The organism is Paenibacillus kribbensis, assembly GCF_001705305.1.
Classification (GTDB): Bacteria; Bacillota; Bacilli; order Paenibacillales; family Paenibacillaceae; genus Paenibacillus; species Paenibacillus kribbensis_B.
The window spans coordinates 55,520-72,453 of sequence record NZ_MCBP01000012.1 but is presented as its reverse complement, the minus strand read 5'-3'; the positions used below and the strand labels follow the sequence as shown (position 1 = coordinate 72,453).

Below are 16,934 nucleotides of genomic sequence, written 5' to 3'. Positions count from 1 at the left end.
AAAAAGGCTGCTTGACCGTGGAAATAAGGTCAGCAGCCTTTACTGTGGGCATGTCAATTAGTGCATCGGAGCTTGAGTTGCTCCTTTTTTGACATGAACTCTGCGGATAAAAAAGGCAATGAATAGGCCGATCACACTGACAATCATGGCAAAGAAAAATGAATGCTGGGATCCGAATACCATGGCATTCGCCATTTCGTTTACGGATTCAGGCATACTGGATTGGCTCAAATAGCTTTCCATGCCTTTGGAGAGAATGCTTACTGCTACGGCTGTACCGATAGCACCGGCGACTTGCTGGAGCGTGCTCATGATGGCTGTTCCATCCGGGTAAAGCTCCAGAGGCAGCTGGTTTAGACCATTCGTCTGAGCTGGCATCATGATCATGGAAATCCCGATCATCAGGCAGCAATGAAGTACAATAATGAGTACGATAGCTGATGTCGTCGTAATGCCGGACAGGAAAAACAAAACAGCGACAACGATCGCAAGCCCTGGGATGACGAGCCATTTGGGACCAAATTTATCGAACAGGGAGCCCATAACGGGAGACAAGAGACCATTGATAATCCCACCTGGCAGAAGCACCAAACCAGCTGTCAAAGCGGACAGGGCCAGCCCTTTTTGCAAAAAGAGCGGAAGAATTAACATCGTAGAAAGGATGGTCATCATACACAGGAAGATCATCACGACTCCGATGACAAACATCGGATATTTAAAAACACGCAAATTCAGCATAGGCTGCTTCATTTTTAACTGGCGCATCGAAAACAGAACCAACGCGATCAGCCCGATGATCACAGGAAGAAAAACAACCGGGCTGGCCCAGCCTTCGCCGCCTTCTCCGGATTTACTGAACCCGAACACGACACCGCCGAAGCCGATGGAAGACAATAGAATAGATAAAATGTCAATTTTCGGCTTGGTAATTTTCGAAACATTTTGCATAAATAAAATGCCGAAGATTAACGAGAGCACCAGGAACGGAAGGGAGATCCAGAAAATCCAGTGCCAGGACAGATTTTGTAGCACCAGTCCTGCAATGGTAGGTCCAACCGCAGGTGCAAACATAATCACCAATCCGATGATCCCCATAGCCGCGCCTCTCTTTTCAGCCGGGAAAATGATCAAGATGGTATTAAACATCAACGGCAATAACAGTGCTGTACCGACGGCCTGAAGAATACGCGCGATCAATAGTACTGAAAATGTAGGTGCGAGCGCAGCAACAATACAACCTGCAATAGAAAAAAGTAACGATGCAACAAATAACTGTCTAGTAGTGAAGGTTTGCAGCAGCAATCCAGATACAGGTACCAAAATACCGAGTGTCAGCAGAAAAGCCGTAGTCAGCCATTGGGCTGTTGCTGTCGTAATGTGCAAAATCTGCATCAAATCATTTAACGCAATGTTCAGCGCCGTCTCACTAAACATCCCGATAAAACCGCTAAGCAGCAGGGCAATCATAATAGGCAGCACCTTGAACGTTTTGGGTTCAGAAGGAGCGCTTGTTTGACTCATTGTACTCATGTTGTTTTTGTTCCTCCAATATATTGATGGGTATTGAATTATAACGATCGGTCTATATATAATAAACATGCTGTTATTTTTTTGTCAAAGTAAAAATTTAAATATTATACAATGAAGGATGCTGTATATGGCTGCTAAACCCGAATCATATGAGAATATCGTACAAACCGCGTCGAAGCTCTTTTTTCATCAAGGGTATCACGCCACTGGGCTTAATCAGATTCTTGCAGAAAGCGGGTCCCCGAAGGGGTCTCTATACTATTATTTTCCACATGGTAAAGAAGAGCTGGCGTTGGAGTGTATCAGAAGAGGGAATGAGCTGATTAAGCAAAAGCTAAAAGAGTCCCTGGCCGGGAACGATGATCCTGTATTAGCCATCCAGGAATTTATTCGCAACACAGCTGAAGCGGCAGATCGTACCAGCTTTAACGGATTCATGCCGATTGGCTTTTGGACTGCTGCAGAAACTTCCTGCATTAGTGAATCTCTCCGCCATGCCTGTGTGAATACGTTTACAGATTGGCAGCATCTCTATGTGGAACGCCTTCAGGCAGCAGGCTGGATGGAAGAAAAGGCGCGTAGTCTGGCAGTGCTTATTATTTCCATGTTGGAAGGAGCTTTAATACTGGCCGTTACTCAACAGAGCAGTGCTCCCATTTATAATGTAGTGGATTATATTCCACAGCTGATCAAATAACCAGAACCTTCAAAACGCTCCGAAATAAGCTCTAACCAATGACTTTAGAGAGCCGATTTTCTTGTCTTGAGAAATCGGCTCTTTTTATGTACCCGTGGATGAAATTTTACTCAGATTACCAGCACCAAATGATGAAAAGTATGGTAAAATGGAATGAATTTGATTTTGTACGAAAGAGAGGGTGAAAGCAAGTGGCAAAGGCGAAGGTGGCCAAACGGCCTACTCGGGATGAATTTGTGCTGGAGGAAATCGGAAATCAGCTTGTAGAGGCACAACAAGAGCAATCCGAAGTTGTATTGACCGTCTGGGGGCGTGAAGAAGCAGTCCGCGGACAGATCGTCAAATTGGACCCAAGAACGGGAAGAGTTCATGTAGAGAATAATGGTGAAACGGATAAGGTTCCTTTTATGGACATTATGAGTGTCAATTACCCGAGAGATTAGTCAAGCTTACATAGTTAAGTAGAAGGCAAACCTAAAAAAGCAGCATTTTATAATCTTTATACAAAAAAACAACCGAGTGGTTTGAAGCCATCGGTTGTTTTTGTATATATGTCGCATGAGAGAGGAAGAAACCTCGTACATGCTTATGTGGCCTTTATAGGAGTCGTGTTATTACCGCGTGCTTCAGCTTTCTTCAGCACCTTACGATCAAAAATGAAAGGCCCGAATGGCAGCAGTGAGGCAATCAAGGCCATAAGCCCTTGCAGTATTGTTATTTTCCGTAAAATCAGCATGACTACAGTCGCAGCCACATAAGCCACGAACAATACCCCATGAATCATCCCCACCCAGCTTACCATTTGCGGCATTCCGGCTGCGTATTTAAGAGGCATGGCGATACATACGAGCAACAAATATGAAATCGCTTCAACATTACCGATGAAACCAAAGGTCTTCAATGCATTTCTGAACATCATAAATCTCCTTTCTTTTATTAATTAAAATTTAATATAACCTACAAACCGATGTTATAAAACGGTAAAAAGTTACGATATATCGAATATTTACAGCATATCCAAGGGGCTGTCTGAGTTTTCACCTAACATCAAATAAGGTGAAGCCCTAAACATTCTCTATGATAATTCCGATAACATTTAAATGAACATGTAACCATTAAGGAGAGCATTGACCATGAATAAAAAGCGTTTGCGCCAATGGATGGCTCCGTTCGCAACGGCTACACTGATTTTAAATACGGGATATGGCATCTGGGGAGGAACGGATGCGTTGGCGAGCCAATCCGCTGCTCTGAGTGTTGCACCAGCGGAGGTAAGCAATTTGAATGCGGCTGCGCTAGATACAACAAGGGTGAATTTGTCTTGGACTAACCCGTCGGACATCAATTTTGACCATGTACAGGTGATCGGTGTCAGTAACGCTGTGTATGTAGACAACATTCGAAGCAACTCTTATACGTTGAGTGGCTTACAGCCGAATACGGCATATACCTTCCGGGTAAAGACGGTGGATAAAAGTGGGAATGATTCTCCGGGCACTATAATACAGGCCAAGACTGCTTCCGTGGATGCTCCTGTAGATAAGACGCCTCCAGGAGAGGTAAGCGGGCTGAGCGTGACGAATTTGGGGTACAACGCTTTTACCGTAAATTACATAATGCCCAAGGATGCAGACTTGAGCCAAGCTATTATCTATTTAAATGGCAAGGAAATGCAGCGAACTACAGGGACGTCCTATACGTTTAGTGGATTGATTGCTTCCACAAGCTATACAGTAACGATCAGGACTATAGACAAATCCGGCAACATATCTGGAGGCATCAGTATTCCGGTTACGACCTCAGCGCTCACCGTCGATACAGTGCCGGAAGTGACAGGAGCTTCAGTGACATCAGTTAATAACTATAGCGTTACTGTTTCCTGGACGAGGCCCAGCGGAATTAGTACGGTCAGTTTATATCGGGACGGAACACTGATCACAGACTCAACAGGCACGTCTTACACATTCAACAATCTTTCATCAGGAACGTCGTATTCATTTACGATTAAATCCAAACGAAGCACAGGTGCATTGTCCTCCGGTGTAAGGCTGACTGCTACAACGAACAGCACGTCTTCCAATTCGTCGGAAGTTTCCAATCTTGATGTAGATAGCAAGAGTGATACCTGGATCAAAATCACCTACGATATGCCGAGTTCGGCTGAAAAAGTGAAAATATATGCTGATGGTGACTACAAGGGGACTACATCCTCCGAATCCTATAAAATTACGGGTTTGCGTGAAGGACGCTGGTATGAGATTAAGGTCACAACGGTAAATAGCAGTGGAAGGGAATCTGACGGTGTAAAGATCTCGGAACGCGCAGACAGTTATAGTGATTCCTCGTCGTCGTCATCCTATTCATCGAACTATGAGAAAGCAAGAGATTTGATGCGAATTGCGGAAAACAGTCTGAATGCTTCCGACTGGCGCTCTGCCAGAGACGCAATCAGTGATCTGCCGAGCGGGACACGTAAAAGCGACCTGCTGGATCGGCTGGAAGCTATTCGCAATCGAGCGATTGGTACCAGTAGTTCATCGTCCGGGACGAGCACTACTACAACCACTTCCGGTACAACGTCCTCAAACTCTAACAATGCGGTTTCCTCATATTCAACTTCGTTCACCCTGACACCAGGAGCTAAAGCAGCTTATGTCGATGGTCGTGCTACGACGATGGCTCAGGCTCCGCGAATCATAAATGGGGTAACGATGGTCCCGTTGCGCTTTATCAGTGAACGGGTGGGCTACCAGGTAAACTATGATAAAGCGACCAAAAAAATCATTATGAATCGCCCTACTGACGGCAAACAAGTGGTGCTCCAAGTCAAGAATTCGACCCTTGCCGTGTATGAGTTAAACAACTCCCGGAATTACTCGACGAACATCACAGCTCCGGTTATTATTAACGGCTACACGCTTGTTCCATTACGAGTGATTAGCGAACTTTCGGGCTATCAGGTGAACTATAATACTGCATCCAAGCAAATTACGATTACAAAATAATACTTCTCTAAAAAGAGTTCCATAGTTTTTACTTTGGAACTCTTTTTATGAGCTTATATAATCAATAAATCGCTTGGCCGCTGGAGATATATAGCGGTCTTTTCTCCATTTCAATCCTACTTCCCATTCCCAGCCTTCCTCCTGAATCGGAACCCATACAAGTCCATCGAGCATTAAGCCGAAGGTTTTGGGAAGCACCGATACCCCAAGCCCGGCTTTAATAAACCCCGCCACTGTGGGCAAATCTTCTGCATCAAAAGTGGAACTCAGCATAAAACCTGTATTTTCGAAGCGGGACGTTATGGTGGCTTTTAGCCCGCAATTGTTCTTAAGACCAACAAAGGGTTCACCGGATAAATCAAACAAACTTAAAGAGGATCGGTTGGCGAAAGGATGCTGATCAGAAACGACAATATACAAAGGCGTTTTCTGTATAACAATCCATTCATGATTGTCTACGGTGGACTCTCTTGAAGTAATCATCAAATCGGAATGGCCTTTATCAAAATGCTCGTTGATGTCGCCAAGGTTACCTTGTGTCAAATCAAAACGCACATTCGGATTGGTGATCTGATAATCCCTGATTAAAGCTGGAACCAGATCAATACCCAAAATGTTCAAATAAGAAATGTGTATGACACCATAATCGGGATTGGACGATTCTTCAATCTCCTGTTTTCCCTTTTCAAGATTATTCAGGGCTTCCTCGACCCATTTGCTAAATATTCTCCCGTATCGGTTGAGCTCTACATTCCGGCCATTCCGTTCAAATAGTGGAATTCCGAGTTCATTTTCCAGTTTGGAAATCGCATGACTTAATGCAGGTTGGGTTATGTTAAGCGCCTTGGATGCGCTGGTCATATGTTGGAGACGGGCAACCGTTAAAAAATACTGCAATTGTGTAAGCTCCAATAGGAACACCTCTTGAATTATGAATAATAATAATAGATTTCATTAAAACTATAAATTAGACAATCAATTCATGTCAAGATTACAATAACTTTGGGTTTGGGAGACTTCACAAATAACGAAAGGAGTTGTAATCCAGTATGACGGCCTATGTCATTTTTATACGGGAGAAAACGAATGATCCGGAAGAACTCAATATTTATTCCGCTAAAGCTCCAGCTGGGTTGGAAGGACACCCTGTTACACCACTAGCCGTGTATGGCATGCATGAAGTCATCGAGGGACCTGAAGCTGAAGGAGCTGCGTTGCTGGAGTTCCCTAGTTTTGAGGAAGCAAAAGCTTGGTATTATAGCCCCGCCTATCAGGATGCCGTGCAGCACCGATTGAAGGGCGGAACCTACCGTGGAATGATTATTGAAGGAATTCCGAAAGAGGAGAAGGGCGTTTGAATAAAAGGAGGAGATCAAATTTAATGGCTATCACTTATGCAAACCCAATGACTGAATTCGAAGGTAAGAAAGTGCTTGTAACAGGCGGTACTAAAGGGATGGGGGAAAAGATCGCTCAAAGATTTGCGGCGGCTGGTGCTACCGTCCTGACGACTGCACGTTCCATTCCGGATGAGCTTGCTGATCCTAACTTGTTTGTTCAAGCAGACATTTCAACCCTTGAAGGTGTAGGAAAAGTTGTCCAGGCAGTTCAAGAGCGTTTTGGAACCATTGACATCTTAGTCAATAATGTTGGCGGTTCTAATACTCCTCCAGGTGGGGCTCTGGCAGCAACAGATGAAAACTGGATGGAAACCTTAAATTGGAATTTACTTGCTGCTGTTCGTCTGGATCGTGGATTGCTTCCGTTGATGCTGGACAAGGGCAAAGGTGTAATTATTCACATTTCATCTATTCAAGGCAAATTGCCGCTGTACGAGTCAACTGTACCTTATGCTGCTTCCAAAGCTGCTTTGACTAACTATAGCAAAAGCTTATCCAAGGAGTTTTCTCCCAAAGGAATCCGTATTAATACCGTATCACCAGGATTTATCCAAACCACTGCTGCTGATGCAATGATGGAGAATATTGCTAAAGTAACAGGCAGTGTTGAGAGCGCGCTTCAATCCGTAATGGATGCTTTGGGAGGCATTCCTTTAGGCCGTCCCGGTTATCCGGAAGAAGTTGCCGAATTGGTAGCATTCTTGGCTTCTGACCGTGCCGGCTCCATTACAGGCGCCAACTATGTCATCGATGGTGGAACGGTTCCTACTGTCTAAGGCTATAAATATAGCCGATTATATCTGGTTCTTGGGTAAATTCCGATCATGTCGATATTCGACTGATCGGAATTTCGATGTTTACACCCATCCCGCATTGATGAGCAGTAGGTGATCGAAGAAAAATATGTACTTTTTTACATATATAAATGGGGGAGCTCATGATTTATATTGAATATATTTGCATACGAACATTTATTTTTTGCCCAAACGTACACACGATCTCGCCCATGTGTACGTTTTTTTTAACTCCATTATTTTGTAAAATGGCTAGAGGAATCGTTTTATTTTTTTAACTAAAGCCGCAAAATGATAAAATATAAAAGTTGAACCAAAGACATAAAGAGGTGGACTATGGACAAAGAATCCAATGAACATGATCAAGGTGTAAATTTGAAGATAAACGACGGCGATAGAGAGCGAATTAGCACATCCAGAGTTCCCATTATAATATGGGTCATTTTGATTCATAGTGAAGGGCTTATTTTTGAGAGTAAATATACATTACTACCGTTTCAAAGTATTTTGTTTTCCTTGGCCCTGATTGTGCACATACTTTTGTACTGGCATGTTCGTAAAGTTCTACACTACTGTTCATGGTTTTATTTTATTATTCAAGGAGCCATCATCTTTTCAAGCGCCTTTCTTCTGCCTAAAAGCTTTCCAATTGTGCTGGTTGGATTAATCCCGGTTTTAATCGGTCAAAGCATAGGTGTTTATTATCAAGCGAAAAAAGTTGTATTGGTGTTTATTAGTTTTTATCTTCTTTTTTGTTCTTACATGATATGGAGCTACGATAGCGATAGCTCCGTGTTATTTATTTCAGTGCTCATTCTGCTAACCATTATCGTAGCTGCCTACGCTAATCTTTTCTACAGGCAGGTTAATGCACGGATTCGTACCCAGAACTTTCTTGCTGAGCTGGAGCTTGCACATCAAAAAGTGGAAGAGCTTACACTAGCCAATGAACGGCAACGCATGGCCCGGGATTTGCATGATACACTGGCTCAAGGTCTTGCCGGGCTTATTATGCAGCTGGAAGCCATAGATGCTCACCTGACAAAAGGCAGCGCGCAGAGAGCTCATGAAATCGTTCAGCAGTCCATGTCACAAGCACGCAAGGCGCTGGCTGACTCACGACGGGCAATAGACAATCTGCGCTCAAAATCAGCCTCGGAAGTCGACTTTGCTGATGCAATCCGGGAAGAAGCACAGCGTTTTACGATGGCTACCGGAATTCAAACATCGCTGGACATCAAGATTAAAGCCTCGGTATCCAGGGTGATGATTGAGCATGGACTACACATCATAAGTGAATGTCTAACGAATGTAGCCAGGCACTCGCATGCCAAGAACGTATGGATCCATATTTTAGATCATCAAGGCATACTTTCTATAGAGATCCGTGATGATGGAAAAGGATTTAATACAAATATCATTGCAAGACAAACAGGACATTATGGACTAATAGGCATTTACGAGCGTGCGCGTCTGCTGGGCGGAACCATCAAGATCAACAGCACAGCTCAAGAAGGAACAACTGTTAAACTAGAGGCACCCCTTGCTAAAGGAGACATTTTATGAAATATAAAATATTAATCGTAGATGATCATTGGGTGGTTAGAGAAGGGCTAAAGCTTGTTATAGAGACAAATGACAGCTACGAAGTTGTTGGTGAAGCGGAAGAAGGAGCAACAGCGCTTGCCCTGGTTGAGGAGCTTCAGCCAGATGTAATCCTAATGGATCTATATATGCCACATATGAGCGGATTGGAAACAATGAAAGCTTTAAAAGAGAAGCAAAATGAAACGCCGGTTATTATCCTGACCACCTATAACGAGGATGATTTAATGATTCAGGGACTCTCTTTGGGGGCCAAAGGATATTTATTAAAAGATACCAGCCGTGAAAATTTGTTTCGGACGATTGAATCCGCATTAAGGGGAGAGACACTTCTTCAGCCGGAAATTACAGCCAGAGTTTTTGCTAAAACAAGTAAGAGAGAGGTCAAGAACGAGCAGCATGAAGATACTTCCATTCTGAGCGAAAAAGAAAGGATCGTATTACAGTCCGTTGCACGAGGGCTTAGGAGCAAGGAAATAGCGTTTGACATGGGGATTTCGGAGCGGACAGTGAAAGCGCATTTAACAAACATTTATAACAAACTTGGTGTCGATTCCCGGTCTGAAGCGGTAGCCGTGTCTCTGGAACGTGGAATCCTGCATCTTTAAAAATAGCTAATAAAAGCCTGTATATATTCGAAATTGCCCTATCGTACATGAGGTGCTTGCCCTTATGTACGATTTTTTTGTTTGTTAATTGTTATAACATGATGAAAGGAATGAAGAAAATTTACTTGACCCATGGGTTGCTGATAGCACCTTTAGAGGAGAGAATCAGGGAGGATGACATTAGTTGAAGAGAAAAAGAATCAGAATAATGATTGCAGGGGTTGCATTAGCCATAGTAGCTTCCGGTTGCTCCAGTGCATCGGAGAACTCTGTAACAGAAGCCAGTCACCCGGTAAAAATTGAAAAACTTGTAATGAAACCTTTGGCCAATGATTTTAATTTGGCGGGAACATTGCAGGCAAGTAATGAAGCCAATGTTTCCTTTGAAGCGGATGGACGTATATTGAACACCATGGTTAAGGTTGGGGATTCAGTAGAAAAAGGGAGTGTCCTTGCGAAGTTAGATACATCGGTTTACCAATTACAGCTTGATCGGGCAAAGGCAACCATGGAAAAGGCAAAGGCCGGTGTTAGCCAAGCGGAGGCTTCTGTTCAATCGGCACAGGCGGGCATTCATAATGCACAATCCCAGATTAATGCGGCCCAATCGAAATTGCAGGAATTGAACAACGGCGCCAAAAAGCAGGAAATTGCACAGTCACAAAATGCGCTTACTGCGGCAACCAATAATTACAACAAGAAGAAAGCGGATGCCGCACGGACCCAAAGTCTATTCCAGGCAGGTGCAGTATCATTAACGGAAAATGAGAATGCACAGCTGGAATTAACGAACGCACAAAAAAGCTTAGTTGACGCGCAAGAGCAATTGTCTCTCTTGCTTGCAGGGGCCTCTCAGGAACAGCGTGCACAGGCTTCGGCTGGCGTAGATCAGGCCAGGGCAGGGCTGGAATCGGCTAGGGCTACTCAACAACAAGGACAAGCCAGTATAGCACAGGCGCAGGCTACCTACGAGGATGCATTGGCTGCTTATGAACAAACATCCTTATCACTTAAAAAAGCCACTTTAACATCCCCGATAACTGGTGTTGTGATTGAAAAAAAGGTATCTGATGGTCAACTGGGCTCCACTGGGAGTGAGGCATTTGTTGTCGGGAATATCAAGACTCTAAAGGTACTCCTCCCCGTACCGGATAGTGAAATCTTATCGTGGAAGAAAGATCAAAAAGTAAATATATCTCTCTATGATGAAATCAGAACAGGGACCGTTACCCAGATCTATCCATCGACTAATTCCAAAACGGGGAGCATCAATGTGGAAGTTAGCATTCCCAATCCTGAACTGAATTGGAAGCCTGGTCAAGTCGTAAGTGCATCTAAAAGCATGGATCAATCCAAAGCACTGTTAGTACCCGTAGAGTCAGTGATTAGCACTGGAAATGACCCTTATGTCTTTAAAGCTATAAATGGAAAGGCCGTTAAAACAGCGATTAAACTGGGAAAAGTGACTAATAATCAGCTCGAAGTTGTCTCTGGACTACAGGCAGGTGATCAAATCGTTACACAAGGAGCAGGAACCTTATTTAATGGTGATTTAATTGGGAATGATGTACTTGGGAAATCGGAGGAGTCGTCCGAATGATTAAATATATCGTTAAAAAACAAAAGATTACACTTATTTTCTTTGGTATGTGCATTGTGCTAGGACTCTACAACTTTACATCGTTACCTAAACAGGAGCAACCTGATGTTATTCCCTTGTCAGCCAGTGTTACAACCGTCTATCCGGGCGCCTCACCTGAAAGAATCGAGCAAACCATTACTAAGGTAATGGAACAGAAAATTAAAGCAGTACAAGGTGTCAAAACGATTTCTTCCACTTCATCTAAAGGCCAATCCAGTATAACTATAGAAGCTTTTGAAGATGCGGACCCGACAAAGGTGTGGGCTGATCTTCGTACCAAGGTACAGGATGCACAGTCCGAGCTTCCAGATGATGCGATGCAGCCTATTATCAATGATAGCATGACAAGCTCTTTCATTGGTTCATATGCGATTACTTCTGATAAAGTTGAGAATTTATACTCGTTAAATGAATTGATGAACAAATGGAAAGATCAATTAAAAACGGTCTCAGGTGTTTCGCAAGTTAATATTCAAGGAATACCGGATCAAGAAGTACGAATCAGTTTGGACACACAAAAGATGCAACAATATAACATCTCCTGGGAGCAGGTTGTTCAAGCGATCAAAAATGAGAATGACAGAGTTCCTACAGGAAGTATGGATTTCAATGAGCGTACTTATCAGCTGACGGTAAATGCCTCTACTGATCCATCTATTCTAAATAACGTCCAGATTTCAAGCAATGACGATGGATTCCCGATATCTCTGAAAGATGTAGGTACAGCCTCACTTGTTTTTAAAAAAGCGGCTAGTTATACGTATGTAAATAACAAACCTGCTATTTCGATCAGTGTGAGTGGAGATACAGGCACAGACGTGCCAACGGTATCTAAAGCGACAACAGCCAAAATCAATGAACTTGTGAGCAGTTTGCCGAAGAACGTGCATTTTGAGCTGCTTTTTGCGCAAAATGATCGAGTAAATGAAATGTTCGGGAACCTGACTAAAGAGATGATAATCGCTATTTTATCGGTCATTGTTATATGTACATTAGGTTTGAATTTGCTGACTTCTGCATTTGTGGCCTTGGCAATTCCTGTTTCCATCGCCATAGGCTTTATTTTCTTGCCCACAACAGGAACCACGCTGAATCAAATTTCAGTCATCGGATTAATCATCGTGTTAGGGATATTGGTTGATGATGCCGTCGTGGTAAATGACAACATTGAACGCCGACGCTCTGAATTTGGGGAGGATGCTACGGAAGCGGCCATTAAAGGGACGAAAGAGGTATCCTTATCGATCATTACAGCTACGCTAGCTACGGTTGCAGCATTTGCCCCGCTTTTATTCCTGCCGGGCACTATTGGAGACTTTATTAAACCAATACCTACCGTTATTTCGTTAACGATGCTGGCTTCCATGATTATGTCTCTAACGATCATTCCTATTTTCCGTCAATGGTACGATCAACGTCGTAAAGGAAAAGAGAGTAGTAAAACAGTTAAGCCACCTGGGCTTCTTGGTAATCAAATACAGTCTCTATCCAATGTGTACTCTAAAAACTGGATGCCAAGAATACTGCGACGTCCACTTTTAACAGCGCTTATTGGTCTTATGATTGGTACAGCAGCTTATGGACTACTTGCTATTGTTCCCATTGAATTATTTCCAGATTCCGATAAAGCGGATGCCACGATCAGCGTAACGATGCCAGAAGGAACGTCGTTGCAGGCAACCAATCAGGTTGTAAGCGAGATTGGGACCTGGGTCAAAAAACAGCCGGAAACAGAGCGGCTGGCGGCAACGGCAGGTGGAGGAGCGCCTCAGCTGTACAGCGATGTTGCAGGTGGTCACGGCTCTGGGGGAGCGGTAAACGGTCAACTTGCTGTCGTTGGAAAAGAGGGGCTATTTGATCTCAAAAAAACAGTGGATAATTGGACCAACACGTTACAAGCTAAATATCCATCTGCATTAATAAGCATTCGTGTTCCTCAATTAGGTATTCCGGTCGGCAGTGCGGTGTCTATCCGTATTAAAGGAGAAGACATTGGAAAACTGCAAAATATGACAACTAAAGTAAAAGAAATCGTTGCGGGGACCCCCGGAGCTGTAGATGTGACCGATAATATGGGTATGCAAAGCTATAATCTGAATTTCCAAATCAATCAGCAAGCCTTGGATAAATATCAGGTTAGCTATTCCGATTTAACGCGTACTTTGCTATTAATGGGTGACGGGGTGAATGTAACGGATTTTGATACGGGTAAGGAATTGCTTGATGTAAATGTATACATGAACAAACCAAACAATGATCCTGAGGTATTATTCCAACAATTAAGTGTGACCAATACGGCAAGGGAGCAAATCCCCTTATCCCAATTAGCCACGATGAAACCGGACTTTTCCATCCAGCAAATCCACCGTTATGATTTGGAGCGGACTGTAACGATTTCAGCCAATGCAAATGGGCGTACGGCTACGGAGCTCACCCAGGACATCCGTAGCAAGCTTACAAATACTCAGTTTGAGCCGGGCTACACTTGGGAGATGGGAGGGGAAACATCTGCGCAGTCCGATATGTTTAAGGATTTGGGCAAATTAGCTGTTATTGTTATTTTTCTTATTCTCCTCTTAATCACAATGCAGTTTTACTCGGTTTCCACACCGCTAATTATTATGACCACTGTTTATCTGGCAGCGGCAGGGGGAATCCTGGGAAGTTTTATTTCAGGCATGCCAATTGGATTCATGAGTATTATGGGTATCATTTCACTTGCCGGTATCGTCGTGCGCAACGGTATCGTGTTGATAGAGTTTATTGAAGATGCGCGGCGTGAAGGAGCTAATTTAACAGACGCGATTCTAATGGCATGCTCTGCCCGTTTCCGTCCAATCTTGCTTACTTCGTTAACTGCGATTGTCGGTATGATCCCCATTGCCACAATAGGGGAGATCTTGTTCAAACCGTTGGCAACGACCATTATATTCGGACTGATCTTTTCAACCATTTTAACGTTGTTTGTAGTTCCGACTCTTTATATGGTTGTAGCTAATCTGAAGCTGAAGCGGAAGCATAAGAAGGAAATGCAGGCAAATAGCGATAGCTCATTGTCTCTGTAGATGTTACAAAAGATAGATTATAGTGCTGCTTGAATCCTACCCGGTCGTACATTAGGCTATTTGCCCTAATGTACGATTTTTTCTTTTGCTGGAGTAATACAAAATAGTAAGAGTATTCATGAAGTAGCATCGTATCGAAAGGGCATGAGTCCGGTACAATACCGAGCACATGCCCAACAGGTTGCCTAAATAATACGTGTCTAACTTTAAGGGGTCACTTCAAATCGGCCTGCCTTACATTATTTTTATCCTTATTGACTGTATCCGTAATTATCGGGGAATAGCTTTTAGGCGGAAGGTAGAGCTGACAAAATCCCCTGCCAGGTCCGAGATAACAAGCCCAATTCTTATGAGGCGGTCACCTCCAAAGATTTCACCGCCGAACGCTGGACAGAAAGGGGAAACGCCGTCTTCCGCCAAGGTATTCCCCCCATGATCTATAGTGCTGCCCGTTGCTCCGGTTTCGATGATATACTTTTTCTCCGGGTTAAGTCCTTTTAACGTTAATCTCCGTATTGGTCCGTTCGGCTCAGCCAGCACGCGGAAATAAGCGACAAAAGCTTCGGCCTGGTCCTCGCTAACAAACATCCAGGCCGTATCGCCTCGACCCTCAAACGGGCTCAGGAGTCGATACATATTCCCCTGCTGTACAAGGGAGCGAATTTCCTTATACTGGGCGATTTGTTTGGCAGCGAGCTCCTTTTCTTCTTTTGTAAATGCAGTGAGGTCAAGCTCGTAGCCAAAGTTGCCGCTCATGGCCACGTCACCGCGAATGGCGAGGGAGGTGATTCGTCCCACCTGGTGGTTCGGTACGCTTGATACGTGTGCCCCCATGGTGCTGGCCGGATACACGATGCTTGTTCCGTACTGGATAGCCAATCTTTCAATCGCATCGGTATCGTCGCTGGTCCATGTTTGCGGCATATAGTAGAGCATTCCGGGATCGAACCGTCCGCCTCCTCCAGAGCAGCTTTCGAACAAGATGTTCGGGAAGCGGGAGGTCAGACGTTCCAGCAGATCGTAAAGGCCGAGCATATAACGGTGCGCGGTTTCCTTTTGCCGTTCGCTAGAAGCTGTAGCCGAAGCAATCTCCGTCATATTACGGTTCATGTCCCACTTGACATAAGTAATTGGAGCGAGCGAGAATACCGAGCTAAGCGTATCGTACAAATAGTCGCATACTTCCTTGCGGGATAGATCAAGCACCAACTGAGATCGACCTTCCGTCTGCCGCCGACCTACAGCATGCAGGCACCAATCGGGATGCTTGCGATACAATTCACTATCAGGAGACACCATTTCCGGCTCTACCCACAGCCCAAACTGTAATCCTTGTTCATTAACTCGTTTGGCCAGGTCAGCAAGACCTCCGGGCAACTTGCGGCGGTCCTCAAACCAGTCTCCAAGCGAATTATCGTCATTGTCGCGTTTACCAAACCAACCGTCGTCAAGAACAAAGAGCTCAATACCAAGGGGACCCGCTTCTTTAGCAATCGCTTCGATTTTATCGGCGTCGAAGTTGAAATAAGTGGCTTCCCAATTGTTTACGAGAATAGGGCGCTCTTTGTCACGGTAAACACCCCGGCACAGACGTGTGCGGTAGAGTCGATGATAGGTACGCGACATGCCCCCAAGACCTTCTTCGGAAAAGACCAGTACGGCTTCAGGGGTCTGGAATGACTGACCCGGTTCAAGTCGCCAGGAGAAATCAAAGGGATTGATTCCGATACTTACACGGGTTTGGTTGAACTGCTCTACTTCTGCCTGTGCGACGAAGTTGCTGCTGTAGACCAGACTGAATCCGTATACATCTCCACGATCTTCAGTTGCATCAGGACGAAGCAGTGCGAGAAAGGGATTCATCTGATGACTGCTGGAACCCCGGCGACTTTCCAAGCGAATAGCCCCGGGCCCGAGGTCGCGGCGCTGGATATGTCTTTCACGCACCCAGGCTCCGGACAGGTAGAGAGCTTGGTAGTTGGAATCTCCGAAATCGACAGAGGCGCTCATGGCTTGCTCAATACTTATGACAGCGCTTCCTTTATGCTCAAAAAGAGTAGACCGCGCAATAGCGCTGTGATTAGCAAATACGGTATAGAGCAGTGTGGCCTTAAGACCCGAGTATTGGTCCTCAAGGATCAAAAAGAGGGTTGTCGCTTCATCATCCGATTCGGTGTAGACGGCAGGAAGCCCTTCGAGCTTTGGTTTACCCGGTACAATGCGGTAGCCGCTATATTTTAGCTCCGTAATCCGACTTCCGTCTGCAAGTGCAACCTGGTAAGCGGGCTGACGAAAGTCACTTGTTCCATACTGAGGATATTCCTGGGGAAGCGTGTCCAGGGAAATCGTGCGGTTGGAAGGCACAGGATTGGGGGAGAAGGAGCAGCGCTCCCTGAGCTCCAGTATATTTGCCAGACTTTTATCATGATGAAGTCGAGCCCCCCAGTAGACATGTGCGGGATATCCTTCTACAAGCTGGATAATATAGCTGCAATCTTTGGACTGCAGGTGGAACAAGCCAAGCGCCTCATTTACATGAATGTTCATGATATTCACTCCTTAGGGGTTCATCATATCGATTGTTTTAC

13 protein-coding genes are annotated in these 16,934 nt (G+C 44.5%); 9 read left to right on the top strand and 4 right to left on the bottom strand.

The features are described from left to right. Positions 1-57 precede the first annotated feature (57 nt). On the bottom strand, positions 58-1,521 hold the full coding sequence (locus tag BAZ21_RS20005; RefSeq protein WP_373441564.1) for a DHA2 family efflux MFS transporter permease subunit: 1,464 nt from the start codon (positions 1,519-1,521) through the stop codon (positions 58-60). A gap of 136 nt (positions 1,522-1,657) precedes the next feature. On the opposite strand from BAZ21_RS20005, the gene BAZ21_RS20000 reads away from it, so the two are divergent. Together BAZ21_RS20000 and BAZ21_RS19995 are read left to right on the top strand one after the other, a co-directional pair. Continuing rightward, on the top strand, positions 1,658-2,227 hold the full coding sequence (locus BAZ21_RS20000; RefSeq protein WP_068504448.1) for a TetR/AcrR family transcriptional regulator: 570 nt from the start codon (positions 1,658-1,660) through the stop codon (positions 2,225-2,227). 191 nt (positions 2,228-2,418) lie between these two features. Then, entirely contained in the window at positions 2,419-2,670 is a 252-nt protein-coding gene (locus BAZ21_RS19995) for a YolD-like family protein (protein WP_068504446.1), read from the top strand. A 143-nt stretch (positions 2,671-2,813) separates the two neighbouring features. Here BAZ21_RS19995 and BAZ21_RS19990 read toward each other — a convergent pair whose 3' ends face one another. Then, positions 2,814-3,143, bottom strand: a complete 330-nt coding sequence (locus BAZ21_RS19990; RefSeq protein ID WP_068504444.1) for a DUF3817 domain-containing protein — start codon at positions 3,141-3,143, stop codon at positions 2,814-2,816. Positions 3,144-3,360: 217 nt separating this feature from the next. Here BAZ21_RS19990 and BAZ21_RS19985 point away from each other — a divergent pair, with 217 nt between their 5' ends. Further along, positions 3,361-5,232, top strand: coding sequence for a fibronectin type III domain-containing protein (locus tag BAZ21_RS19985; RefSeq protein WP_068504443.1), 1,872 nt, complete (start codon positions 3,361-3,363; stop codon positions 5,230-5,232). Between the two features lie 45 nt (positions 5,233-5,277). On the opposite strand, the gene BAZ21_RS19980 is transcribed toward BAZ21_RS19985, so the two are convergent. After that, entirely contained in the window at positions 5,278-6,144 is an 867-nt protein-coding gene (locus BAZ21_RS19980; protein ID WP_068504441.1) for a LysR family transcriptional regulator, read from the bottom strand. 137 nt (positions 6,145-6,281) lie between these two features. Here BAZ21_RS19980 and BAZ21_RS19975 point away from each other — a divergent pair, with 137 nt between their 5' ends. The 6 genes from BAZ21_RS19975 (at position 6,282) to BAZ21_RS19950 (ending at position 14,346) form a co-directional block, all read left to right on the top strand. Beyond that, a complete protein-coding gene (locus tag BAZ21_RS19975) occupies positions 6,282-6,590 on the top strand; it encodes a DUF1330 domain-containing protein (protein ID WP_068504439.1) in 309 nt (102 codons plus the stop codon). 23 nt (positions 6,591-6,613) lie between these two features. Then, on the top strand, positions 6,614-7,408 hold the full coding sequence (locus tag BAZ21_RS19970) for an SDR family oxidoreductase (protein WP_068504437.1): 795 nt from the start codon (positions 6,614-6,616) through the stop codon (positions 7,406-7,408). A 354-nt stretch (positions 7,409-7,762) separates the two neighbouring features. Then, complete coding sequence (locus BAZ21_RS19965) at positions 7,763-8,992, top strand: sensor histidine kinase (protein WP_068504435.1); 1,230 nt, start codon at positions 7,763-7,765, stop codon at positions 8,990-8,992. Next, positions 8,989-9,639 carry a response regulator gene (locus tag BAZ21_RS19960; RefSeq protein ID WP_068504433.1) on the top strand — a complete coding sequence of 217 codons (651 nt, stop codon included), beginning with the start codon at positions 8,989-8,991 and terminating at the stop codon, positions 9,637-9,639. Before BAZ21_RS19965 ends, BAZ21_RS19960 begins: the two co-directional genes overlap by 4 nt. Positions 9,640-9,847: 208 nt before the next feature. After that, on the top strand, positions 9,848-11,239 hold the full coding sequence (locus BAZ21_RS19955; protein WP_068504432.1) for an efflux RND transporter periplasmic adaptor subunit: 1,392 nt from the start codon (positions 9,848-9,850) through the stop codon (positions 11,237-11,239). Next, on the top strand, positions 11,236-14,346 hold the full coding sequence (locus tag BAZ21_RS19950; protein ID WP_068504430.1) for an efflux RND transporter permease subunit: 3,111 nt from the start codon (positions 11,236-11,238) through the stop codon (positions 14,344-14,346). The genes BAZ21_RS19955 and BAZ21_RS19950 overlap by 4 nt, the downstream gene beginning before the upstream one ends. Positions 14,347-14,616: 270 nt before the next feature. Here BAZ21_RS19950 and BAZ21_RS19945 read toward each other — a convergent pair whose 3' ends face one another. Continuing rightward, complete coding sequence (locus BAZ21_RS19945; protein ID WP_068504428.1) at positions 14,617-16,893, bottom strand: alpha-galactosidase; 2,277 nt, start codon at positions 16,891-16,893, stop codon at positions 14,617-14,619. Positions 16,894-16,934 lie beyond the last annotated feature (41 nt).